Source organism: Pseudomonas sp. (assembly GCF_040514055.1).
Taxonomy (GTDB): Bacteria; Pseudomonadota; Gammaproteobacteria; order Pseudomonadales; family Pseudomonadaceae; genus Aquipseudomonas.
The window spans coordinates 61,298-83,425 of record NZ_JBEVDL010000001.1 but is presented as its reverse complement, the minus strand read 5'-3'; the positions used below and the strand labels follow the sequence as shown (position 1 = coordinate 83,425).

The window sequence follows — 22,128 nt, the reverse complement described above, 5'->3', positions numbered from 1 at the left end:
CGCAGCACGCTGTGACTCCCCATGGTTTTACGGCGCTTCGTGGGCGTGTTTCGGTCGTCCTGGCTGCCCGCGGGTCGCCCTGCGCCCCAGAGCGCGTTCCACCTCGGCGCCAAACCTGGAGCTGCCCAGGGCATAGTTGCCGTTGGTGGCTGAACGAATCTGATCCACCATGCCGGGGTCGAGTCGATGGCGAAAAAGCTCACGATAGACCTGCGCCCGCTCCTCTTCCGACTCGCCCAAGGCGCGGTAGAGGGCATGCTGCTCTGTAAACGCCGATTCCTCGAGCTGGGCATTTATTCGATAACTCGACCAGCGATAGTCCGCCGGATGGACCACCCTGGCAGCCCGCACCGGGTTCATTTCGATATACCGATAGCAGGCCAGCACATAGCGCTCCTCTTGCATCAAGCAGGAGCGGAAGCGCCCTTCCCACAATGTCCCGCTGCGGCGATAGGTCCGATTGATATATTGCACATAACGCTGACCAAGCCCCTTCATTAACCGGCCGACGCTTTCCTGCCTGGCGGGGGTCAGCAGCAGATGAACATGATTGGTCATCAGGCACCACGCGTGCACCGCGCAGCCATGCTTTTTTGCTTGATCGCCAAGGTGCTCCAGATAGAAAAGATAGTCGTCCTCGGCGAAAAAACAGGCCGACCGATTGTTACCGCGCTGGATCAGGTGCAAGGTGACTCCAGGCAGTAGCACACGCGCTCGACGTGGCATATGGAAACTCCTTTTCCATAGGATGATGCCAGAAGCTTAGACCCGATCAGGCATTCGGGGTCTGTCCCCTAATACCATCAGGCATTCGGGGTCTGTCCCCTAATACCCCACCAAAGCTAAATGCACCAGTTGCAGCATCAAGACTTGTCGTCGCAAGTTCTAAATACCCCTCTAAAGCAGTAATCAGACCCGCATTATTTTTTCAAAATGAGCCTTTGCTTCTTCATATTCCGGATTCCCTTTTGCGCCAGCTGGATCGGCAAATATATCATCACTCATTGACCTGATCCTTCTTTCCGTATTTTAACCGAACTGCCCGTACCCGATACGCACTTATCATAAGACCAATAAAGAAAAAGGTCATCGAGAAAGTTACCGATAGCATGCTAAAGATAGGAAAATTAAACACCTCCACTTGCATGCAGCGCTTTGTACATTTCGGGTTATACCAATCCATATATAATGCAACTGCAGCGAAAACAACCACAAAAATTAGTAACACCAAATTCCTATTCAGCCAGTTTTTATCCTCCTGAAGAGGCGCCTTTATTTTTTTCCAAACTTCGCCCACGGAAAATGCAGCCACCAGATAACCCCGAGCTAACAATACACTCACAAGGAATATGACTGCTGAAAATCCTTTGATTTCAACAACCCTATCGAAGTAGCCATCAGCTATTAAATCCTCACTCATCCAACTTACACCCAACATAAGCAACGATAAATAATCATCAAAAAATCCGGACATCAGCTTAATCACTCCTGGTATAGACTCAGAAAAATTCGCCAATACTATTGCCAGAAGCTGCGTCACAGCAATCAGCCTTATAAAAAGACTTCCTAGCGGATAGTATTTTCTTCTCCTAACCCCAAAAATTACCGAAGCAATCAGCATCAATAAGATGCTGTAACCTGTCAGGCGGGAATCTAGCAAAAACAGACCGACAGCCAGCGCCATCAAGGCAACCATCCAGATCATTGGATGTTCAATCAGAACCTCATCGTCAGGCGCAGTCATTACAAGTCCTCTTTTATGTATTAAATCGGGGTAATCGGGGTAATCGGGGACAGACAACGGTTTCGCTCCGCCTCGCCAAAAAATAGCCCACGGCGACAACGGTCAGGCACAGCGGAGCGTCTGCAGCCGATATCGTCGACTTCAGTACGAACTAGAGAGCGTGATTTGAACATGGACAAGCACGACCACGTCCATTGCATCCGGACGGGTAGCCATAAAAAGCATGGCGCCGAGCGGCTGGCGAAGTAAAGAAGCAAGGGACACAACGTGTAAATGGGGTCGTAGTAAATATAAAATTAATTACGACCCCATCATATTAGCCCATAAAACCCCTGGCATAACCGGCTATCCCTTGTCTATAAACGACCTTGAACCATTATCAGGCCATTGAGATTTATGCGACAAAATTCAACTCGGCAATTTCAACCTCGGCCAATGGCGTAATACACTCGACCATTACCTTGAAATGCTCCGTCAGAAAATGTGCATTCAGGTCGGCCTTGCTCTGCCACTCCTCTTTCAGCACAAATCGATGGTCATTGCTGTTATCCACCAGGAGGTCATAACAAATACAGCCTTGCTCGGCGCGAGTGGGCGCCAGCGCCCGTGTAATGGCTTCACGTACCTGCTGGGCATGGCCGGGTTTTGCAGTGAAGGTTGCCAGTACAAATAAAATCGAGCTCATATAACGTCCTTATGGGTGGTGCTGTTGAAATGCTCGGTGAAACAATGCGTGGGGTTAAAGGCCAGGGGCCAGTGGCTCGCAGTCGGCGTACCGCCCTAGTCGATATTCAATAACCGCCGGTACTGCTGGATGCCCGCTGCCACGCCATAACCCTGGGCCGTGACCTGAGCCTGGCGGCGTAGCGCGCTGTACTGCTGCGGCTGTTCCAACGCCTGCAGCAAGGTGTCGACCAGCGCGGCGCTGTCGAAGAATTCCACCAGCAGGCCGTTCTGGCCCGGTTCTATCACTTCGCGCAGCGGCGCGGTGTCCGATCCCAGGATCAGGCAGCCGCTGGCCATGGCCTCCAGCAGCGACCAGGACAGCACAAAGGGGTAGGTCAGGTAGACATGGGCGGCCGAGACCTGCAGCACCTGCTTGTAGGTGTCATAGGGCAGCTTGCCAAGAAAATGCACCCGCTGCGGATCGACCGGGTTTTCCGCCAGCAACTGGGCGCGCCAATTCGGCGCGTCCTTGGGCGGGCTGCCATAGCTGATACCGTCGCCGCCCACCACCACGACCTGGCAGCTGGGATGGCGTTGCAGCAGCCGCGGTAGCGCCCGCATAAAGGTGTGAAAGCCCCGATAGGGCTCCAGGTTGCGTGCCACATAGGTGACCACCGGTTGACCGGCGCGCAGCACCTGGCCATTGGGCAGCGTCAGGCTGGCGTCCGCATTCGGCCCCAGTTGGGCGGTGTCGATACCCTCGTGGATGATCGCGATCTTGTCCCGGTAGGCGGCCGGGTGCAGGCTGTGCTGCCAGCGGGTCGGGCTGATGCCCAGGTCGCAATTTTCCAGGTTGAGCAGGTGCAGGCCGTTGCGCGTGCGAATGCGCGCCGCGCCGTCCAGGCTCAACGGGAACTCCGGATCGAAGCCCGCGTCGGCGCCCTGGGTGTGATAGTAGTACTCGCAAAAATGCACCAGGCGGGCCTCGGGAAAGGCCTCGCGCAGGTACAGGGTCTCGCCCCAGCCGGGATGGGCCAGCACCACGTCCGGCCGGTAGCCCTTGCCCTTGAGCTCCAGCAGCAGGCGCAGCACCTGCTGGCCATGCAGCACCGCGTCTTCGACGGTGCGCAGGTAGGGGTGGCTCTGCGCGCCGGCGGCGCGCTGCGGTTTGTAGCGCAGTAGGCGTACGCCCGCCAGCCCTGGTGCGGTATCCCGGCCGATGGCCAATAGGTCCACGCCGGGCTGGGTCAGCAGGTCGCGAGCGAGCGGGCGGAACTGCCCAGGGAAGTTCTGGTGGATAAACAGCACACGCATTGGTTTAACCTGTCCTTAGGGCATCTTCAGCGTTTTCCGGCCCATATCCAGCCACCTGTGCCATCCAGCACCCGTCAACCCCAGGCATGCAGCTATCCAGAGACCTTTTCGCACCTGGGTTCCAGCCTTCGCGGGAACGACGGCAAGTGAGCCCAGTCCTGGTAGCCATCGAATGGCGGCGTACGGTAATGAGTCTGTCCGGCATTAGCAACTGACGGGTAGCGGCTGGACCCGTTAGTCCGGGTGGGTCGCCACTGCCGCCAGCGCCGCCCAGTAGGCGGCGGACAGATGGGCCTTGCCAGCCAGCAGGTGATCCAGGTATTCCCGGCTGGGCATCAGCCCCTCCTGCCACAGTGCCGGGTTGGCGATATAGACCCAGGCCGGTTGCGGCCCCTGGGCGGTCTGCACGGTCAGGCGCTCGCGGCTGTAATAGATCGGCGTGCCCTCGAAGGGGTCCATCTTTTCGATCTCGTCGAGCCGGTGCAGCCGGTATAACACCCCCTCGACCACCGCCCCAGGCTGCTGGCGGATATTGGCGTAGGCATGGCCCGGACGGTCGACGGCGCGCTTGTTGAAACACAGGGCAAAGCCATCCAGGCGGCCCGGCAGCATCAGGTCGAAAAGCAGGCCACGGCTGGCCATGCGCGCCGGGTTCATATTGGAGCCGTAGGCGAAGTACCAGCCCATGTCATCCCCCTCGAAGCGCTTCAGGCAGTCTTGGTGCGGATCCAGAACAGGTAGGTGCCGTCCTGCTCCTCCTGCTGCAGCAGTTCATGCCCGAGAAACAGGCAGAACTTGGGAATATCGCGGCGGGTCGAGGGGTCGGTGGCGATCACCTTGAGCAGCCCGCCGCCCGGAAGGTCACGCACCTTATTGTGCAGCAACATCACCGGCTCGGGGCAAAACAACCCAGTGGCATCGAGCAGGCCGTCGGCCGGCACCTTATCGAACTCGGACATGGCAGTCTCCAGAAAACCGGCGGCCATTGTCGCCCAAGTGGCGGTTTCGGTCACCCGCCAGGGTGATTCTCGAACGCGATGTGGCCCCTGCGCGAACCTCGCCACCCCATGCCCGCACACGAGCAGGCGAATACCCTACTGCCTACGGGCGCAACCCCACAGTCCCAGGGCGCCGACGGGCAACAGCAGTGACCACTGGGGCAGTTTCAGCAGCATCGCGGCATCCGCATAGAGCAACGCCACGGCGATAAAGACCAGACCGAAGCACAGCCACATCCAGGCCAGTACCTGGGTCAGCGGCTGCGGTGACCCGGGTGCGGTGCGGGCCGCGATAAAGAAGGCGACGGCGGACAGGGTCAAGGTAACCGAGACCAGGTGCCAGCAGGCATAGAGCAACAAGCTCAACTCCTGGGGCAGCGCGGATTGCAGCAAAGGCCCTTGGATTTCCGCGGTCCCCACCAAGGTGTGGACCGCCGCAGTGAAGGCGGCCAACAGCGCCGTCACCAGCAATATACGATTCATGTTTTTTACAGCCTCCGTCCATTGAGTGGTCCCAGGGTGCGTCACCCCCGGGTCGGGCACGATGGAGGGTATCCCGAACGGCCCCGGGCAACCGTGTCGCACCGCAGCGTTTCGCCAGGCGCGGGGAACGGATCGGGGACGCCGAGCACCGGGCCGGCCGACGGGTTATACCGCGCGGGCCGATAGGGTCTGCAGCATACGGCCAGCCGTGAGCGCCCATGAGGTCCCAGACCTCGCGCTTATTTGCTCAGGCGGCGCAGGTGGCAGGTGACTTCCTCGCGGTCGTGGTACAGCTGCTTGCAGCCGATGGCCACCCGCACCCCGCGCGCCTTGAAGCCCTCCTCGATACGTTCGAGCAGACGCTTCACCTCGGCGTAGCGCTGTTTCATCGGCAGCTTGAGGTTGACCACCGCCTCGCGGCACAGGCCTTCGCCGATCCAGGCCTCCAGCAATGCGGCGTTGCGCGCCGGCTTCTCGACGATGTCGCAGACCATCCAGTCCACCGGACGCCGCGGCTTGTAGGTGAAACCGTCGGCCTGCAGGTGCTCGACCAGGCCGGTGTCCATCAGGCTTTCGGCCATCGGGCCGTTGTCGATCGCGGTCACCAGCATCTCGCGGTTGACCAGCTGCCAGGTCCAGCCGCCCGGCGCGGCACCCAGGTCCACCGAGGTCATGCCGGCAGCCAGGCGCTCGTCCCACTCCTCGCGTGGGATAAAATGATGCCAGGCCTCTTCGAGTTTCAAGGTCGACCGGCTTGGCGCGGCGCGGGGAAACTTCAAGCGCGGGATGCCCATCGGCCAGATGGCCGAGTTATGCGCCTCGGCCAGGCCGACAAACACCTCGCGGCCACTTTTAAAGGTCAGCAGCAGCCGTGGTTTTTTCGGGTCCTCCACCAGCCGGCCGGCCTTGCTCAGCGCATTGCGCAGCGGCGCCTCGAATTTCTTGCAGAAATTCGACAGCTCCTTGCCATCGTTGGTGTCCAGCACTTCCAGCCACAGGCTGCCGCAGACGGGCAGGCCCTGCAGGTGCACGAGCAGCACGCTGATGCGATCGGTTTCCGGCAGGTCGATAAACTCGCCGCGGGCCCACTGCCGCGGAAAGATCAGCCTCGCGAACGCCAACTCGTCCATCAGCCGCTCGGCGTCCTGCGGGTCGCTGCAGACGAACTCGGCGCAGGCGCTGCTGGCCTTGGCCTTGGCGTAACCGGCCACGCCCAGGCGCGCGGCATGTTCGCTGATCTCGGCGCAGGCTTCGCTTTCGAAACCGGGGCGGCAGTGCATGAATATCGTGGTCATCGGGCTCTCCTCAAGCCGCCCATCATAACGGAGTTGGAACCCCCGGCGTCGCCAGTGGGTCCAGTGAGAGGCACAGGCGGCCTGACAGGTCGGCAAAACCCTGCTGCACTAGGCTCTGCAGTGTCGCCGTCCGCCCTGCCCGCGGCGGCGACCGCGCGAGTCCCCGCATGAATCAGCCAGGCCCCGTGCCATGGGGCCGCAAGGAGATGCGCCATGCCGTCCCTGGACAGCCTCGATTGCCGCCGCAGCCTGCAGGTTGCCGGTCGCACCTACCAGTATTTCAGCCTGCCCGAGGCCGCCAAACAGTTGGGACCGATCGAGCGCCTGCCGATGTCGCTGAAGGTGCTGCTGGAAAACCTGCTGCGCTGGGAAGACGGCAGTACGGTGCGCGGCGTCGACCTGCAGGCCATGGCCGACTGGCTGAAGACCCGCAGCTCGACCCGGGAGATCCAGTACCGCCCCGCCCGGGTGCTGATGCAGGACTTTACCGGCGTGCCGGCCGTGGTCGACCTGGCCGCGATGCGCGACGCCATGGCCAAGGCCGGCGGCGACCCGCGCAAGATCAACCCGCTGTCGCCGGTCGACCTGGTGATCGACCACTCGGTGATGGTTGACCACTTCGGTTCGCCCGAAGCCTTCGCCAGCAACGTGGGTATCGAAATGCAACGCAACGGCGAGCGTTACGCCTTTCTGCGTTGGGGCCAGCAGGCCTTCGACAACTTCCGCGTGGTGCCGCCCGGCACAGGCATCTGCCATCAGGTCAACCTGGAATACCTGGCCCGCACGGTCTGGACCGACGAGCAGGAGGGTGTCACCTACGCCTTTCCCGACACCCTGGTCGGCACCGATTCGCACACCACCATGATCAACGGCCTCGGCGTGTTGGGCTGGGGCGTGGGCGGCATCGAGGCGGAGGCGGCCATGCTCGGCCAACCGGTGTCCATGCTGATCCCCGAGGTGATCGGCGTGCAGCTGGTGGGCAAGCTCGCCCCGGGCATCACCGCCACCGACCTGGTGCTGACCGTGACCCAGGTGCTGCGCAGCAAGGGCGTGGTCGGCAAGTTCGTCGAATTTTATGGCGATGGCCTGGCGGACCTGCCCCTGGCCGACCGCGCCACCCTGGCCAATATGGCGCCCGAGTACGGCGCCACCTGCGGTTTTTTCCCGGTGGATGCGGTCACCCTCGATTACCTGCGCCTGACCGGCCGCCCGGAGGACAGCGTGGCGCTGGTGGAAGCCTACTGCAAGGCCCAGGGGCTGTGGCGCGAGCCGGGCCAGACGCCGCTGTTCAGCGACAGCCTGGAGCTGGACCTGGGCCAGGTGCGCACCAGCCTCGCCGGACCCAAGCGCCCCCAGGACCGCGTGCTGCTCGGCCAGGTCAGCCAGGCCTTCGAGGATTTCGTCGCGCTGTCGCGCAACTCCACCCGCCAGGAGGTAGGCCGCCTGGAAAGCGAAGGCGGCGGTGGCGTGGCGGTCGGCAACGCCCAGCAGGTGGGCGGGGTCGACTATCAGTACCAGGGCCAGACGCTGCGTCTGGAAGACGGCGCCGTGGTGATCGCGGCCATCACCTCCTGCACCAATACCTCCAACCCCAGCGTGATGCTGGCCGCCGGCTTGCTGGCGAAAAAGGCCGTGGAAAAGGGCCTGGCGCGCCGGCCCTGGGTCAAGACGTCCCTGGCGCCCGGCTCCAAGGTGGTGACCGAGTACCTGGCCGCGGCGGGGTTGACGCCCTTCCTCGACCGGCTCGGCTTCGAGCTGGTCGGTTACGGCTGCACCACCTGCATCGGCAATTCCGGCCCGCTGCCGGCGGACATCGAAAAGGCCGTGCAACAGGCCGACCTGACGGTGGCCTCGGTGTTGTCCGGCAACCGCAACTTCGAGGGCCGGGTGCACCCGCTGGTCAAGACCAACTGGCTGGCCTCGCCGCCCCTGGTGGTGGCCTATGCCCTGGCCGGCAGCGTGCGCATCGATCTGGAGACCCAGCCACTGGGCCACGGCACGGACGGCCAGCCGGTCTACCTGCGCGATATCTGGCCCAGCCCGCAGGAAATCGCCCAGGCCCAGCAACAGGTGAGCACCGCGATGTTCCACCGCGAATATGCCCAGGTCTTCAGCGGCGATGCGACCTGGCAGGCCATTGCCATTGCCCCGGACAAGACCTATGCCTGGCAGGCCGATTCGACCTATATCCAGCACCCGCCGTTTTTTGCCGAGATCGGTAGCGCCCCGCCCGTGGTGCAGGACATCCGCCAGGCGCGGATCCTCGCCCTGCTCGGCGACTCGGTGACGACCGACCATATCTCGCCGGCCGGCAATATCAAGGACGCCAGCCCGGCAGGTGAGTACCTGCGGGCCCATGGCGTGCAGCCGCGCGACTTCAATTCCTACGGGTCGCGGCGCGGCAATCACCAGGTGATGATGCGCGGCACCTTCGCCAATATCCGCATCCGCAACGAGATGCTCGGCGGCGAGGAAGGCGGCAATACCCGGCATATCCCCAGTGGCGAGAAACTGCCGATCTATGACGCCGCCATGCGCTACCAGGCCGAAAACACTCCGCTGGTGATTATCGCCGGCAAGGAATACGGCACCGGCTCCTCCCGCGACTGGGCCGCCAAGGGCACCAACCTGCTGGGGATCAAGGCGGTGATCAGCGAGAGCTTCGAGCGCATTCACCGCTCCAACCTGGTCGGCATGGGCGTGCTGCCCTTGCAGTTTACCCAGGGCCAGACCCGCCAGACGCTGGGCCTGGACGGCAGCGAGCGGGTGGATATCCTCGGGCTGGACGGCGTCGAGCTGCGCCCGCTGATGCCCCTGACCCTGCAGATCAGCCGGGACTCGGGCGACAGCCAGCAGGTCGAAGTGCTGTGCCGGATCGACACCTTGAACGAGGTCGAATACTTCAAGGCCGGCGGGATCCTGCACTATGTGCTGCGTCAGTTGATTGCCCGCCAATGACGGCCTATAACAGCAGGGCCGCAAAACGGCATTTACTTGGCGTCAAAATATTTATTCAACTTCAGTCGTTGGCGGCCGATGACACCGGCATTGCCCCTTTGGAAGAATCTCATGCGTAACAATCAGCCCATTACCCAGCGTGACCGTTCCTTCCCGGCCCAGCAGCGGCTGATTTCCACCACCGACCTCAAGGGCCAGATCACCTACTGCAACGACGCTTTTGTCGAGATCAGCGGTTATAGCCACGACGAGCTGATCAACGCCCCGCATAACCTGGTGCGCCACCCGGACGTGCCAGCGGCGGTGTTCGCCCATATGTGGACCACCCTGAAAAAAGACCGCCCCTGGATGGGCATCGTCAAGAATCGCTGCAAGAACGGCGACCACTATTGGGTCAATGCCTATGTCACGCCGGTGCTGGAAAACGGCAAGCTGGTGGGCTACGAGTCGGTGCGGATCAAACCGACCACCGAACAGGTGCGGCGCGCCGAGGCGTTGTACCAGCGGATCAACGGGGGCAAGTCGGCGATCCCCAGCAGCGAACGCTGGCTGCCGGTGCTGCAGGACTGGCTGCCGTTTATCCTGGTCAGCCAGATCGGTTTCCTGGTCGGTGCCTGGCTCGACTCCCACTGGGGCTTTCTGCTGGCCGCCGGGCTCTCGGTGCCACTCGGTCTGGCCGGTCTGGCCTGGCAGAACCGCGGCATCAAGCGCCTGCTGCACCTGGCCGAGCAGGCCACCTCCGACCCCTTGATTGCGCAGATGTATACCGACAGCAGTGGGGTCCAGGCGCGCCTGGAAATGGCCATGCTCAGCCAGGAGGCGCGCCTGAAAACCTGCCTGACGCGCCTGCAGGATACCGCGCAGAACCTGATGCGGCAGGCCAAGCAGGCCGACCAGTTGGCCCACGCCAGTTCCACCGGGCTGGAACGCCAGCGGGTGGAAACCGAGCAGGTGGCCACCGCCGTCAACGAAATGGCCGCCACCACGCTGGAGGTGGCGAGCAACGTGGCCCGCACCGCGATCGCCACCCAGGACGCCAATGCCCTGACCAGCAAGGGCCGCAGCATCGCTGCCGAAACCCGCGAGGCGATCCAGCGCCTCTCGGCGTCGGTCGGAGATACCGGTGAAACCGTCACGCGACTGGCCCAGGACAGCAACGAAATCGGCGGTGTGGTCGATGTGATCAAAGGCATCGCCGACCAGACCAACCTGTTGGCCCTCAACGCGGCGATCGAGGCGGCGCGGGCCGGCGAGATGGGCCGCGGTTTTGCCGTGGTCGCCGACGAGGTGCGCTCGCTGGCGCAGCGTACCGCCGAGTCCACCGGGCAGATCCATCAGTTGATCGCCAAGCTGCAGCGCACCGCCGAGGAAGCGGTACTGACCATGAACATCGGCCGGCGCCAGGCTGACGAGGGGGTCGAGCGCGTGCAGCAGGCCGACGAGGCCCTGATCGGCATCAGCGACGCGGTGGCCAATATCGCCAGCATGGCCGAGCAGATCGCCGCGGCCGCCGAGGAACAAAGCGCGGTGGCCGATGAGATCAACCAGAACATCACCACCATCGCCCAGTTGGCCGAACAGACTTCCGGCCAGGCCAGCAACACCGCCAACCTGAGCCAGGCGTTGACCGCCACGGCCCAGGGTCAATACGCGCTGGTGGAGCGTTTTAACCGCTAAGACGGCGGGCGGCTCTCACCGCGCGGCGTGGTAAATCAACCTGGCTCGCTCAGTCCTCTGCGCGGGCCATGGACAAATTCGCCTCCAGTCAGTAGCGTCGCAGCGCCTCAATCAATGGCGAAACCTGGATCGTGACCCACATGCTGAAAATCGACCACCCGTGCCAGGCCTGGACCCTGCCGGACTTTCTCACTGGCGAAGAGTGCGCGGCTCTCATCGAGCGCGGTGAGCAACAGGGTTTCGAAGAGGCGCTGATCCAGACGCAAAATGGCCAGATCCTGTTCAAGGGCATCCGCAATAACGACCGCGTGCTGTTTGACGACCCACTGCTGGCCCAGCGCCTGTTTCAACACGCCCGGCCGCACTTGCCGGAGCAATGGGGCGACTGGGCGCTGCTGGGGTTCAACGAACGTTTCCGTTTCTACCGTTATCAGAGCGGCCAGTATTTCAAATGGCACCGCGACGGCTCCTACGTGCGCGACGAGCAGGAATGCAGTCAGCTGACTTTTATGATCTACCTGAACGATGGCTACGAAGGCGGCCTGACCGAGTTCCGTGAAGAGAAGATCCAACCGGCGCGCGGCACGGCGCTGATCTTCAGCCATGGGCTGCTGCACCAGGGTTCGCCCATTCTTAGTGGCAGCAAATATGTGCTCAGAACCGATGTGATGTACCGCCTACGGGCCTGAGATGGGTAGCCATTGCCCCTAGCGCCTCAGAGTTCTCGCCTGCGCGGGAACGGCGGCGAAGGCACCCGCCCTCCAGCCGTCATACCCGCAAGGCGGGTATCCAGGTTGTTTCCTCCCTATTGCAAGACACCACACAAAACGTCGCGCACGCCGCACTACCCGGGCGAGGCCAGCCCTACGCCTGCCAGGCCTCCGGAAGAGTGGACGCTGGAGCGTCGCCGACGGCGTTCCCACGCGGAGCGTGGGAACGATCACCCGTGGCGGATCGCAGTGTTGTAGGGCGGGCAGCGCCCGCGCTTCGTGGCAGCAGGCCAAACACGGCCAACACCGGCGGGCGTTGCCCGCCCTACCCGCCGTCATACCCGCGAAGGCGGGTATCCAGGTTGTTTCCTCCCTATTGCACGACACCGCCCAAAACGTCGCGCACGCCGCCCTACCCTCAACGCCTACCGTGGGCGAGGCCAGCCCCACGCCTGCCAGGCCTCCGGAAGAGTGGACGCTGGAGCGTCGCCGACGGCGTGCCCACGCGGAGCGTGGGAACGATCACCCGTGGCGGATCGCAGTGTTGTAGGGCGGGCAGCGCCCGCGCTTCGTGGCAGCAGGCCAAACACGGCCAACACCGGCGGGCGCTGCCCGCCCTACCTACTCAGCGCAGGGCGCCAAGAAAATCCGCTACCCGCTGGGCGGCACTGTCCAGGTGCTGGGCGTGGCTAAACCCCGAGGCTTTCAAGGGATGCAGGTCGTGGTCGGCGGCGGCCAACCAGGTCACCTCGATCGCCGCTGACAAACGGTATTCCGCCAGGTCGGCGCGGTTGCCCAGGGCATCCCGTTCGCCCTGCACGATCAAGGTCGGGGTTTGCAGCTCGGCCAGGTGCGCCACCCGGGTTTTGTCCGGTTTGCCCACCGGGTGAAAGGGGTAACCCAGGCAAACCAGGGCATCGGCGCCCAACTCGTCGGCCAGCAGACTGGCCATGCGTCCGCCCATGGACTTGCCGCCGATGGCCAGCGGTCCCGTGACCTGCTGTCGCACCCAGGCGTACCAGCCGCGCCATTCTTCGAGCAACAGCGCCTGCTGGCTGGGCGGACGTCGCACCCCATTTTCCCGTCGCCGCGCCATATAGGTGAACTCGAAGCGCAGCACCGCCACGCCCCGCGCGGCCAGGCGCTGCGCCATGCCCGTCATGAAATCGCTGTCCATCGGCGCACCGGCACCGTGGGCGAGGATCAGGGTGGCGTGCGCCGGCGTGGAGGGGCGCTCCCACAGTGGCGGAGACTGCCCCTGCAGAGTGTGCGGGTATTGATCCTCGTCAATACCGGAGATCGGTGCTTTACGCATGCTTGCCTCGCTTTCGAAGGGTTCGTCCCCGGTCCTCGAACCACCGCGCTAGACGGTGAGAGAAGCCTGGGCGTCGAACGCCGCTCAATCAGAAAAAAAATCGGCCCGTAACTGTGGGAACCCAGACATGAACACAACACGCAGTACCGCCTACAACTACAAGGTGGTCCGCCAGTTCGCCATTATGACGGTGGTATGGGGCATCGTCGGTATGGCCCTCGGCGTTTTTATCGCCGCGCAACTGGTCTGGCCGGAGCTCAACCTCGACTTGCCCTGGACCAGTTTCGGCCGTCTGCGCCCCCTGCACACCAATGCGGTGATCTTCGCCTTTGGCGGTTGCGCGCTGTTCGCCACCTCCTACTACGCGGTGCAGCGTACCAGCCAGGCGCGCTTGATTTCCGACGGTTTGGCGGCATTCACCTTCTGGGGCTGGCAACTGGTCATCGTCCTGGCGGCGATCAGCCTGCCGCTGGGCTACACCAGCTCCAAGGAATACGCGGAACTGGAATGGCCGATCGATATCCTGATCACCATCGTCTGGGTCAGCTACGCGATCACCTTCTTCGGCACCATCGTCAAGCGCCGGGTCAAGCACATCTACGTGGGCAACTGGTTTTTTGGCGGTTTTATCCTGACCGTGGCGCTGCTGCACATCGTCAACAACCTGGAACTGCCGGTCAGCCTGACCAAGTCCTACTCGGTGTACGCCGGAGCGACCGATGCCATGGTGCAATGGTGGTACGGCCATAACGCCGTGGGCTTCTTCCTGACCGCCGGCTTCCTGGGGATGATGTACTACTTCGTGCCCAAGCAGGCCGGCCGTCCCGTCTACTCCTATCGGCTGTCCATCGTGCATTTCTGGGCGCTGATCGCCGTGTATATCTGGGCCGGTCCGCACCACCTGCACTACACCGCCCTGCCCGACTGGGCCCAGAGCCTGGGCATGGCCATGTCGCTGATCCTGCTGGCCCCCAGCTGGGGCGGCATGATCAACGGCATGATGACCCTCTCGGGGGCCTGGCATAAGCTGCGCAGCGACCCGATCCTGCGCTTCCTGGTGGTCTCGTTGGCGTTCTACGGCATGTCGACCTTCGAAGGCCCGATGATGGCCATCAAGACGGTCAACGCCCTGTCCCATTACACCGACTGGACCATTGGCCACGTACACGCCGGCGCCCTCGGCTGGGTGGCCATGGTCTCGATCGGCTCGCTCTACCACATGATCCCGAAAGTCTTCGGCCGCGAGCAGATGCACAGCGTCGGCCTGATCAACGCGCACTTCTGGTTGGCGACCATCGGCACCGTGCTCTATATCGCCTCGATGTGGGTCAACGGCATCGCCCAGGGCCTGATGTGGCGCGCGGTCAACGAAGACGGCACCCTCACCTACTCCTTCGTCGAAGCCCTGGAAGCCAGCCACCCCGGTTTCGTGGTGCGCATGATCGGCGGCGCCGTGTTCCTGATCGGCATGCTGCTGATGGCCTACAACACCTGGCGCACCGTGCGTGCCGCCAACCCGGCCGAGTACGAAACGGCCGCGCAGTTCGTTGTCGCGGGAGCCCACTGATGAAAAAGCATGAAGTGCTGGAGACAAACGTCGGCCTGATGGCCCTGTTTATGGTGCTGGCCGTGAGCATCGGCGGCCTGGTGCAGATCGTCCCACTGTTTTTCCAGAGCGAGGTCAACGAACCGGTGGCGGGCCTCAAACCCTACACCGCGCTGCAACTGGAAGGCCGCGATATCTATATCCGCGAAGGCTGCGTCGGCTGCCACTCGCAGATGGTCCGCCCGTTCCGCGCCGAGACCGAGCGCTACGGCCACTACTCGGTGGCCGGCGAAAGCGTCTGGGATCACCCCTTTCTCTGGGGCTCCAAGCGCACCGGTCCGGACCTGGCCCGGGTCGGCGCCCGCTACTCGGACGACTGGCACCGCGCGCACCTGTACAACCCGCGCAACGTGGTGCCCGAGTCGAAAATGCCGGCTTACCCCTGGCTGGTGGAGAACCACCTGGACGGCCTGAACAGCGCCACCAAGCTCGAAGCCATGCGCACCCTGGGCGTGCCCTACAGCGATGCCGATATCGCCGGGGCCCAGGCCGCGGTGGCCGGTAAGAGCGAAATGGACGCCCTGGTCGCCTACTTGCAGGTGCTGGGCACCTCGCTGAAGAACAAGAGGTAAGCCCATGCCATTCGATCCGATCTCCGTCGGCACCTGGCGCGGCCTGGGCACTCTGGTAGTGCTGGTGGCCTTCTGCGCCCTGGTGCTCTGGGCCTACAGCGGCAAACGCCGCAGCCAGTTCGACGAGGCAGCCCTGCTGCCCTTTGCCGATGAACCCCAGCCTGTAGTGAGGAGCCCTCAGCCATGACCACTTTCTGGAGCTGGTATATCACCCTGCTCACCGTCGCCACCCTGCTGGCCCTGATCTGGCTGATCTTCGCCACCCGCAAGGGCGAGGCCAAGGGTGTCAGCGAAAAAACCATGGGCCATAGCTTCGACGGCATCGAGGAATACGACAACCCGCTGCCCAAGTGGTGGTTTATGTTGTTTCTCGGCACCCTGGTGTTCGCCATCGGCTACCTGGTGCTCTACCCCGGCCTGGGTAACTGGAAAGGCCTGCTGCCCGGTTACGACGGCTGGACCCAGGTCAAGGAGTGGCAGCGCGAGGTCGACCGGGCCGATGCCCTGTACGGGCCTATCTACGCCAAGTACGCGGCGATGTCCCTGGAGGACGTGGCCAAGGATCCCCAGGCCTTGAAGATGGGCAGCCGCCTGTTCGCCACCTCCTGCTCGGTGTGCCACGGCTCGGATGCCAAGGGCGCGGTCGGCTTTCCCAACCTCACCGACCGTCACTGGCGCTGGGGCGGCGAGTCCGCCAGCATCGAGACCACCGTCCTCAACGGTCGCATGGCGATGATGCCGGCCTGGGGGGCGATCCTCGGCGATGACGGGGTTAAAAACGTGGCCGCCTACGTGCGCAAGGACCTGGCCGGCCTCGACCTGCCCCAGGGCCACAACGCCGATCTGGCGGCCGGCGCCCAGCTGTTCAGCGGCAACTGCCAGGCCTGCCACGGCGCCACCGGCCAGGGCAACCCGCTGCTGGGCGCGCCGGACCTGACCCACGCCGGTGGCTGGATCTATGGCGCGAGCCTGAACCAGCTGCAACAGACCATTCGTCACGGCCGCAACGGCCAGATGCCGGCGCAGCTGCAGTACCTGGGCGCCGACAAGGTCCACTTGGTGGCCGCCTATGTGTTGAGCCTGTCGCAGCAGAACCCCGAGCAAGCCGCCCAATAGCTGAAAAAACGCGGTTGGCCCCGACGGCCGACCGCGCTCCCGCCAATCGCCCAATACCGCCCCGGACCGAGCTTTCGGCCAGGTGACGCTGCGACTGAGTGTCGCACCCGTTTATGCCCCCGCAGCCAAAACGCCTTAACCTGGGCTAGACTGATCCGCAGTCGCCCCCGGTCCAGAATTCCAAGGCGATCCCTTCTTCTGCACTGCGCCCTCGATGGCGCCCGGCGTCCCGGCAAGCGCGAATTTTCGCGCGTGGTATCCCCGCCCATGGCCGCTAATACCTTGATTGGACAGGCGTGTGTGTTTGCAATGGCCACTTGCTTTCTACATACTGCCGCCGATTTTTTTGTCCCTAGAAAACTCCATTAACCGTGGAACCCCAAGCATGAGCACAGCAATCAAACCGACTGCTTATAACTATAAGGTGGTCCGCCAGTTCGCCGTTATGACGGTGATCTGGGGCGTCATTGGGATGGCTATAGGTGTACTGATCGCCTCCCAACTGGTCTGGCCCGAGCTGAATTTCGGTCTGGAATACACGACCTTCGGTCGCCTGCGCCCTCTGCACACCAACCTGGTGATCTTCGGCTTCGGCGGTTCCGCCCTGTTCGGCACCTCTTATTACGTGGTGCAACGCACCTCGCAAGCGCGGTTGCTTTCCGATGGCCTGGCCGCCTTCACGTTCTGGGGCTGGCAGGCGGTCATGGTGCTGGCGGTCATCACCCTGCCCATGGGCCTGACCTCGTCCAAGGAATACGCCGAACTGGAATGGCCGGTCGATCTGCTGATCGCCGTGGTCTGGATCAGTTACGCCATTACCTTCTTTGGTACCGTGGTGCAGCGCAAGGTCAAGCACATCTATGTCGGCAACTGGTTCTACGGCGGTTTTATCATGACCGTGGCCATGCTGCACATCGTCAACAGCATGGCCATCCCGGTGTTCGCCTTCAAGTCGTACTCCATGTACGCCGGCGCGACCGACGCGATGATCCAGTGGTGGTACGGGCACAACGCCGTGGGGTTCCTGCTCACCGCCGGTTTCCTGGGGATGATGTACTACTTCGTGCCGAAGCAGGCCGAGCGTCCGATCTACTCCTATCGCCTGTCCATCGTGCACTTCTGGGCGCTGATCACCCTGTATATCTGGGCCGGTCCGCACCACCTGCACTACACCGCGCTGCCGGACTGGGCCCAGAGCCTGGGCATGGCCATGTCGATCATTCTGCTGGCACCCAGCTGGGGCGGCATGATCAACGGCATGATGACCCTCTCCGGCGCCTGGCATAAGCTGCGCACCGACCCGATCCTGCGCTTCCTGGTAGTCTCGCTGGCGTTCTACGGCATGTCGACCTTCGAAGGTCCGATGCTGGCCATCAAGACGGTCAACGCCCTGTCCCACTACACCGACTGGACCATCGGCCACGTACACGCCGGTGCTCTCGGCTGGGTCGCGATGATCTCCATCGGCGCCATGTACCACCTGATCCCGAAGGTCTACGGCCGCAAGCAGATGCACAGCATCGGCCTGATCAACGCGCACTTCTGGCTGGCGACCATCGGCACCGTGCTGTACATCGCCTCGATGTGGGTCAACGGCATCACCCAGGGCCTGATGTGGCGTGCGGTCAACGAAGACGGCACCCTCACCTACTCCTTCGTCGAAGCCCTGGAAGCCAGTCACCCCGGCTTTATCGTGCGTGCCGCAGGCGGTGCGATCTTCCTCACCGGCATGTTGCTGATGGCCTACAACACCTGGCGTACCGTGCGCGTCGCGCGAACGGCTGACATGCACGCCGCCGCGCAGATGGCTTAAGGAGACCGACCGTGAAGCAACATGAATTAGTCGAAAAGAACGTCGGTCTGCTGGCCCTGTTCATGGTCCTGGCCGTGAGCCTGGGCGGCCTGGTGCAGATCGTCCCGCTGTTTTTCCAAGCCTCGGTCAATGAGCCGGTGGAGGGCCTCAAGCCCTACACCGCGCTGGAGCTGGAAGGCCGCGATATCTATATCGCCAACGGCTGTGTCGGCTGCCACTCGCAGATGATCCGTCCGTTCCGTGCCGAGACCGAGCGTTACGGCCACTATTCGGTCGCCGGTGAAAGCGTCTGGGAGCACCCGTTCCTGTGGGGCTCCAAGCGTACCGGTCCGGACCTGGCCCGGGTCGGCGGTCGTTACTCCAACGAATGGCACCGCGCGCACCTGTACAACCCACGCAACGTGGTGCCCGAGTCGAAGATGCCCGGCTACCCCTGGCTGGTCGAACGCAAGCTCGACGGCAAACACACCGCACAGCGCATGGAAGCCATGCGCACCCTGGGCGTGCCCTACAGCGATGCGGACATCGCCGGTGCCAAGGAAGCGGTAGTCGGCAAGACCGAGATGGATGCGCTGGTCGCCTACCTCCAGGTCCTGGGCACTTCAATCAAGAACAAACGGTAACGCACTCATGGATATCGGGATTTTGCGCGGCCTGGGCACCGTGGTGGTGTTCGTCGCGTTTATCGCCCTGGTGCTCTGGGCCTACAACGGCAAGCGCCAGAAAAGCTTCGACGATGCCGCCAACCTGCCCTTCGCCGACAAGACCGAATCTGAAGAGCGTGACGAGCAAGCTTCTGGGAGTAAGAGCGAATGACCACTTTCTGGCATTGGTACGTCATTGGCCTGACCAGCTTTACGCTGATCGCCTTGACATGGTTATTGCTGGCCACCCGTAAAGGCCAGCGCAAGGATGCCACCGAAGACACGGTCGGGCACGCCTTCGACGGCATCGAGGAATACGACAACCCGCTGCCCAAGTGGTGGTTCATGCTGTTCGTGGTGACCCTGATCTTCGCCATCGGCTACCTGGTGCTCTACCCCGGCATGGGCAACTGGAAAGGCATTCTGCCCGGTTTCGAACATGTCGACGGCGAGACCAAACAACCCTTCGCGGACGGCAAGACCGGATGGACCGGCGTGCACGAGTGGGAAAAGGAGATGTTCAAGGCCGACAAGCAATACGGCCCGCTGTTCGCCAAGTACGCTGGCATGCCGATCGCCCAGGTCGCCCAGGACGAGAAAGCCCTGAAGATGGGGGGCCGCCTGTTCGCCTCCAACTGCTCGGTCTGCCACGGTTCCGACGCCAAGGGTGCCTATGGCTTCCCCAACCTGACCGACAACGACTGGCTGTACGGCGGCGAGCCGGACACCATCAAGACCACCATCATGGGCGGTCGTATCGCGGCAATGCCGGCCTGGAAGGATATTCTCGGTGAAACCGGGATCAAGAACGTCACCGGCTACGTGCGCAGCCTCTCCGGCCTGAAAACCCCCGAGGGTGTCGAGGCGGACCTTGCTGCAGGTCAAGAGATCTTCAAGACCAACTGTGTAGTCTGCCATGGTCCCGAGGCCAAGGGTCAGCACGGTTTCGGCGCGCCGAACCTGACCGACCACACCTGGCTCTACGGTTCGAGTTTCGCCCAGGTTCAGCAGACCCTGCGTTACGGCCGCAACGGCCAGATGCCGGCGCAGCAAGACCAGTTGGGCAATGACAAAGTGCACCTGCTGGCCGCCTACGTGTACAGCCTGTCGCAGAGAACCGAAAAGCCCTAAGGGCCGAGCTGGCGGCCGCGACGTCCTGTCGCAGCCGTCAGGTTCTCGTCAGGCGTACCATACGCAGCAGGTCAATTGACCCCGGTCGGCACGTATCGGCCGGGGCACCAACCAACCGCAGTGGTACGCCCCGATGAGCGACAAGATTCCCGTCCAAGACATCACCCCGGTCAAGGTCGTCGACAGTGTCGACCTCTACGCCAAACGCGAAAAAATCTACACACGCGCCTTCACCGGCATCTACCGCAACCTGCGGGTGGTCGGTGGCGGACTGCTGTTCCTGCTCTATTTCGGCACCGTTTGGTTGACCTGGAACGGCCGCCAGGCCGTCTGGTGGGACCTGCCGGCGCGCAAATTTCACGTCTTCGGTGCCACCTTCTGGCCCCAGGACTTTGTCCTGCTCTCCGCCCTGCTGATCATCAGCGCCTTCGGGCTGTTCTTTATCACGGTCTGGGCCGGGCGTATCTGGTGCGGTTACACCTGCCCGCAGAGTGTCTTCACCTGGGTGTTCATGTGGGCGGAAAAGGTCACCGAAGGCGACCGCAACCAGCGCATCAAACTGGACAAGGCGCCCATGAGCGCGTCCAAGTTTGGCCGCAAGCTGGCCAAGCACGGCATCTGGGTCGCGGTATCGCTGGCCACGGCGATCACCTTCGTCGGCTACTTCACGCCCATTCGCGAGTTGATCCCCGACCTCTTCACCCTGCGCCTCGATGGCTGGGGGCTGTTCTGGGTCGGTTTCTTCACCCTCGCCACCTACGGCAACGCCGGCTACCTGCGCGAGCAGGTATGCATCTACATGTGCCCCTATGCGCGCTTTCAGAGTGTGATGTTCGACAAGGACACCCTGATCGTCTCCTACGACCCTCGGCGTGGCGAACATCGTGGGCCGCGCAAGAAGAACGCCGACTACCAGGCTCAGGGCCTGGGCGATTGCGTCGACTGCCTGATGTGCGTGCAGGTCTGTCCGACCGGCATCGACATCCGCGACGGCCTGCAGGTCGAGTGCATCGGCTGCGCCGCCTGCATCGATGCCTGCGACACCATCATGGACAAGATGGACTACCCGCGCGGCTTGATCAGCTACACCACCGAGCACAACCTGGCGGGTCAGCAGACCCAGGTCGTACGCCCGCGCCTGATCGGCTACGCCGTCGCCCTGCTCGCCATGTGCTCAGTATTCGTGTATGCGGTGGTCGAGCGGCCGCTGGTGGAACTCGATGTGCTCAAGGACCGGGTGCTCTATCGCGAGAACGAACAAGGCCGGATCGAAAACGTCTACACGCTGAAAATCATGAATAAGGCGCAAACCGACCAGACCTTCGTGGTCAAGGCCAGCGGCCTGCCAGGCCTGGCCTACGAGGGCAAACGGGAAATCCGCGCGCTGGCCGGCGAGGTGCTGTCGGTGCCGGTGGAACTGTCCATCGACCCGGAACAACTGCCGTCGAGCACCAACGAGATTCTCTTTCGCATCGAGTCCGTCGACGATGCCCGTATCCACAACGATGCCGACAGCCGCTTTATCGGCCCCAGCGTCCGTTAACCTAGGAATCCCATGCAACCCGAAGCGCCCGTTCTTCCCTGGCACAAGCAGTTCTGGCCCTGGTTCATCATTGGCATCCTGGCCTTCGCCGTGGTGCTTGGCCTGAGCCTGCTGACCGCCTCCATCTGGTTCGCCGACAGCCTGGTCTCGACCAACTACTACGACGCCGGCAAAGGCATCAACCAGTCGCTGGAACGCGAGAACCTGGCCAAGCGCCTGCAGCTCAAGGCGCGCCTGCGCCTGGATGAAGAGACCGGCACCGCCGAGTTGGAGCTGAGCGGCAACAGCCACCCGACCGAGCTGACCCTCAACTTGATCTCGCCGACCCAGCCGGAAAAGGACCGTCGCATCGTCCTGCAACCCGTCGATGGCAACCGCTACCGTGGCCAGATGCAGGACGCGGTGACGGGCCGGCGCTTTGTCGAAGTGCTCGGCCAGGAAGGCGGCAAGCAATGGCGGCTGTTCGAGGAGCAGACCCTGGCGAGCGGCCAGACCTATGATTTGCCGCTGCCGCAGTAACCCGCTCGGGCGGCGGATGTTCAC

Annotated in this window: 22 protein-coding genes; 13 read left to right on the top strand and 9 right to left on the bottom strand. The window is 62.9% G+C overall.

Going from position 1 to position 22,128, the window contains the following annotated elements; genetic code table 11:
• Window positions 1-27 precede the first annotated feature (27 nt).
• From ABWY06_RS00340 to rlmM, 8 genes are all read right to left on the bottom strand, one after another.
• On the bottom strand, window positions 28-687 hold the full coding sequence (locus ABWY06_RS00340; protein WP_353923562.1) for a transposase: 660 nt from the start codon (window positions 685-687) through the stop codon (window positions 28-30).
• 310 nt (window positions 688-997) lie between these two features.
• Window positions 998-1,744: a hypothetical protein gene (locus ABWY06_RS00335; RefSeq protein WP_353923561.1), complete on the bottom strand. Its 747-nt coding sequence runs from the start codon at window positions 1,742-1,744 to the stop codon at window positions 998-1,000.
• 394 nt (window positions 1,745-2,138) lie between these two features.
• A complete protein-coding gene (locus tag ABWY06_RS00330; RefSeq protein WP_353923560.1) occupies window positions 2,139-2,429 on the bottom strand; it encodes a putative quinol monooxygenase in 291 nt (96 codons plus the stop codon).
• Window positions 2,430-2,524: 95 nt separating this feature from the next.
• Entirely contained in the window at window positions 2,525-3,724 is a 1,200-nt protein-coding gene (locus tag ABWY06_RS00325; protein WP_353923559.1) for a glycosyltransferase family 4 protein, read from the bottom strand.
• Between the two features lie 234 nt (window positions 3,725-3,958).
• A complete protein-coding gene (locus ABWY06_RS00320; RefSeq protein ID WP_353923558.1) occupies window positions 3,959-4,411 on the bottom strand; it encodes a gamma-glutamylcyclotransferase family protein in 453 nt (150 codons plus the stop codon).
• Between the two features lie 20 nt (window positions 4,412-4,431).
• Window positions 4,432-4,683, bottom strand: coding sequence for a sulfurtransferase TusA (gene tusA, locus ABWY06_RS00315; protein WP_353923557.1), 252 nt, complete (start codon window positions 4,681-4,683; stop codon window positions 4,432-4,434).
• A gap of 135 nt (window positions 4,684-4,818) precedes the next feature.
• On the bottom strand, window positions 4,819-5,205 hold the full coding sequence (locus ABWY06_RS00310; RefSeq protein ID WP_353923556.1) for a hypothetical protein: 387 nt from the start codon (window positions 5,203-5,205) through the stop codon (window positions 4,819-4,821).
• A gap of 239 nt (window positions 5,206-5,444) precedes the next feature.
• Window positions 5,445-6,500: a 23S rRNA (cytidine(2498)-2'-O)-methyltransferase RlmM gene (gene rlmM, locus ABWY06_RS00305; protein ID WP_353923555.1), complete on the bottom strand. Its 1,056-nt coding sequence runs from the start codon at window positions 6,498-6,500 to the stop codon at window positions 5,445-5,447.
• A 213-nt stretch (window positions 6,501-6,713) separates the two neighbouring features.
• On the opposite strand from rlmM, the gene acnA reads away from it, so the two are divergent.
• From acnA to ABWY06_RS00290, 3 genes are all read left to right on the top strand, one after another.
• The gene (gene acnA / locus ABWY06_RS00300) at window positions 6,714-9,458 is read left to right on the top strand and encodes an aconitate hydratase AcnA (protein WP_353923554.1); all 2,745 of its coding nucleotides are present in this window, start codon (window positions 6,714-6,716) and stop codon (window positions 9,456-9,458) included.
• A 111-nt stretch (window positions 9,459-9,569) separates the two neighbouring features.
• Window positions 9,570-11,135, top strand: a complete 1,566-nt coding sequence (locus ABWY06_RS00295) for a methyl-accepting chemotaxis protein (RefSeq protein ID WP_353923553.1) — start codon at window positions 9,570-9,572, stop codon at window positions 11,133-11,135.
• Window positions 11,136-11,275: 140 nt separating this feature from the next.
• Window positions 11,276-11,824 carry a prolyl hydroxylase family protein gene (locus ABWY06_RS00290; protein WP_353923552.1) on the top strand — a complete coding sequence of 183 codons (549 nt, stop codon included), beginning with the start codon at window positions 11,276-11,278 and terminating at the stop codon, window positions 11,822-11,824.
• Between the two features lie 646 nt (window positions 11,825-12,470).
• Here ABWY06_RS00290 and ABWY06_RS00285 read toward each other — a convergent pair.
• The gene (locus tag ABWY06_RS00285) at window positions 12,471-13,160 is read right to left on the bottom strand and encodes an alpha/beta family hydrolase (protein ID WP_353923551.1); all 690 of its coding nucleotides are present in this window, start codon (window positions 13,158-13,160) and stop codon (window positions 12,471-12,473) included.
• 127 nt (window positions 13,161-13,287) lie between these two features.
• Here ABWY06_RS00285 and ccoN (ABWY06_RS00280) point away from each other — a divergent pair, with 127 nt between their 5' ends.
• From ccoN (ABWY06_RS00280) to ABWY06_RS00235, 10 genes are all read left to right on the top strand, one after another.
• The gene (gene ccoN, locus ABWY06_RS00280; RefSeq protein ID WP_353923550.1) at window positions 13,288-14,727 is read left to right on the top strand and encodes a cytochrome-c oxidase, cbb3-type subunit I; all 1,440 of its coding nucleotides are present in this window, start codon (window positions 13,288-13,290) and stop codon (window positions 14,725-14,727) included.
• Window positions 14,727-15,338, top strand: coding sequence for a cytochrome-c oxidase, cbb3-type subunit II (gene ccoO / locus ABWY06_RS00275; RefSeq protein WP_353923549.1), 612 nt, complete (start codon window positions 14,727-14,729; stop codon window positions 15,336-15,338). Before ccoN (ABWY06_RS00280) ends, ccoO (ABWY06_RS00275) begins: the two co-directional genes overlap by 1 nt.
• Window positions 15,339-15,357: 19 nt before the next feature.
• Window positions 15,358-15,525 carry a cbb3-type cytochrome oxidase subunit 3 gene (locus tag ABWY06_RS00270; RefSeq protein WP_353923606.1) on the top strand — a complete coding sequence of 56 codons (168 nt, stop codon included), beginning with the start codon at window positions 15,358-15,360 and terminating at the stop codon, window positions 15,523-15,525.
• On the top strand, window positions 15,522-16,454 hold the full coding sequence (gene ccoP, locus ABWY06_RS00265; RefSeq protein ID WP_353923548.1) for a cytochrome-c oxidase, cbb3-type subunit III: 933 nt from the start codon (window positions 15,522-15,524) through the stop codon (window positions 16,452-16,454). The genes ABWY06_RS00270 and ccoP (ABWY06_RS00265) overlap by 4 nt, the downstream gene beginning before the upstream one ends.
• 385 nt (window positions 16,455-16,839) lie before the next feature.
• Entirely contained in the window at window positions 16,840-18,267 is a 1,428-nt protein-coding gene (ccoN, locus tag ABWY06_RS00260; protein ID WP_353923547.1) for a cytochrome-c oxidase, cbb3-type subunit I, read from the top strand.
• 11 nt (window positions 18,268-18,278) lie between these two features.
• The gene (gene ccoO, locus ABWY06_RS00255; protein WP_353923546.1) at window positions 18,279-18,890 is read left to right on the top strand and encodes a cytochrome-c oxidase, cbb3-type subunit II; all 612 of its coding nucleotides are present in this window, start codon (window positions 18,279-18,281) and stop codon (window positions 18,888-18,890) included.
• Between the two features lie 7 nt (window positions 18,891-18,897).
• Entirely contained in the window at window positions 18,898-19,083 is a 186-nt protein-coding gene (locus tag ABWY06_RS00250) for a cbb3-type cytochrome oxidase subunit 3 (RefSeq protein WP_353923545.1), read from the top strand.
• A complete protein-coding gene (gene ccoP, locus ABWY06_RS00245) occupies window positions 19,080-20,042 on the top strand; it encodes a cytochrome-c oxidase, cbb3-type subunit III (protein WP_353923544.1) in 963 nt (320 codons plus the stop codon). The genes ABWY06_RS00250 and ccoP (ABWY06_RS00245) overlap by 4 nt, the downstream gene beginning before the upstream one ends.
• 133 nt (window positions 20,043-20,175) lie before the next feature.
• Window positions 20,176-21,585, top strand: a complete 1,410-nt coding sequence (ccoG, locus tag ABWY06_RS00240) for a cytochrome c oxidase accessory protein CcoG (protein WP_353923543.1) — start codon at window positions 20,176-20,178, stop codon at window positions 21,583-21,585.
• A 12-nt stretch (window positions 21,586-21,597) separates the two neighbouring features.
• Complete coding sequence (locus ABWY06_RS00235; protein WP_353923542.1) at window positions 21,598-22,104, top strand: FixH family protein; 507 nt, start codon at window positions 21,598-21,600, stop codon at window positions 22,102-22,104.
• The last annotated feature ends 24 nt before the right edge of the window (window positions 22,105-22,128 follow it).

What these genes read in the sequence shown, in the direction of transcription:
- ABWY06_RS00335 (WP_353923561.1), bottom strand. Translation starts at nt 1,744, where the DNA reads ATGACTGCGCCTGACGATGAGGTTCTGATTGAACATCCAATGATCTGG.
- ABWY06_RS00330 (WP_353923560.1), bottom strand. Translation starts at nt 2,429, where the DNA reads ATGAGCTCGATTTTATTTGTACTGGCAACCTTCACTGCAAAACCCGGC.
- ABWY06_RS00325 (WP_353923559.1), bottom strand. Translation starts at nt 3,724, where the DNA reads ATGCGTGTGCTGTTTATCCACCAGAACTTCCCTGGGCAGTTCCGCCCG.
- ABWY06_RS00320 (WP_353923558.1), bottom strand. Translation starts at nt 4,411, where the DNA reads ATGGGCTGGTACTTCGCCTACGGCTCCAATATGAACCCGGCGCGCATG.
- tusA (WP_353923557.1), bottom strand. Translation starts at nt 4,683, where the DNA reads ATGTCCGAGTTCGATAAGGTGCCGGCCGACGGCCTGCTCGATGCCACT.
- ABWY06_RS00310 (WP_353923556.1), bottom strand. Translation starts at nt 5,205, where the DNA reads ATGAATCGTATATTGCTGGTGACGGCGCTGTTGGCCGCCTTCACTGCG.
- rlmM (WP_353923555.1), bottom strand. Translation starts at nt 6,500, where the DNA reads ATGACCACGATATTCATGCACTGCCGCCCCGGTTTCGAAAGCGAAGCC.
- acnA (WP_353923554.1), top strand. Translation starts at nt 6,714, where the DNA reads ATGCCGTCCCTGGACAGCCTCGATTGCCGCCGCAGCCTGCAGGTTGCC.
- ABWY06_RS00295 (WP_353923553.1), top strand. Translation starts at nt 9,570, where the DNA reads ATGCGTAACAATCAGCCCATTACCCAGCGTGACCGTTCCTTCCCGGCC.
- ABWY06_RS00290 (WP_353923552.1), top strand. Translation starts at nt 11,276, where the DNA reads ATGCTGAAAATCGACCACCCGTGCCAGGCCTGGACCCTGCCGGACTTT.
- ABWY06_RS00285 (WP_353923551.1), bottom strand. Translation starts at nt 13,160, where the DNA reads ATGCGTAAAGCACCGATCTCCGGTATTGACGAGGATCAATACCCGCAC.
- ccoN (WP_353923550.1), top strand. Translation starts at nt 13,288, where the DNA reads ATGAACACAACACGCAGTACCGCCTACAACTACAAGGTGGTCCGCCAG.
- ccoO (WP_353923549.1), top strand. Translation starts at nt 14,727, where the DNA reads ATGAAAAAGCATGAAGTGCTGGAGACAAACGTCGGCCTGATGGCCCTG.
- ccoP (WP_353923548.1), top strand. Translation starts at nt 15,522, where the DNA reads ATGACCACTTTCTGGAGCTGGTATATCACCCTGCTCACCGTCGCCACC.
- ccoN (WP_353923547.1), top strand. Translation starts at nt 16,840, where the DNA reads ATGAGCACAGCAATCAAACCGACTGCTTATAACTATAAGGTGGTCCGC.
- ABWY06_RS00250 (WP_353923545.1), top strand. Translation starts at nt 18,898, where the DNA reads ATGGATATCGGGATTTTGCGCGGCCTGGGCACCGTGGTGGTGTTCGTC.
- ccoP (WP_353923544.1), top strand. Translation starts at nt 19,080, where the DNA reads ATGACCACTTTCTGGCATTGGTACGTCATTGGCCTGACCAGCTTTACG.
- ccoG (WP_353923543.1), top strand. Translation starts at nt 20,176, where the DNA reads ATGAGCGACAAGATTCCCGTCCAAGACATCACCCCGGTCAAGGTCGTC.
- ABWY06_RS00235 (WP_353923542.1), top strand. Translation starts at nt 21,598, where the DNA reads ATGCAACCCGAAGCGCCCGTTCTTCCCTGGCACAAGCAGTTCTGGCCC.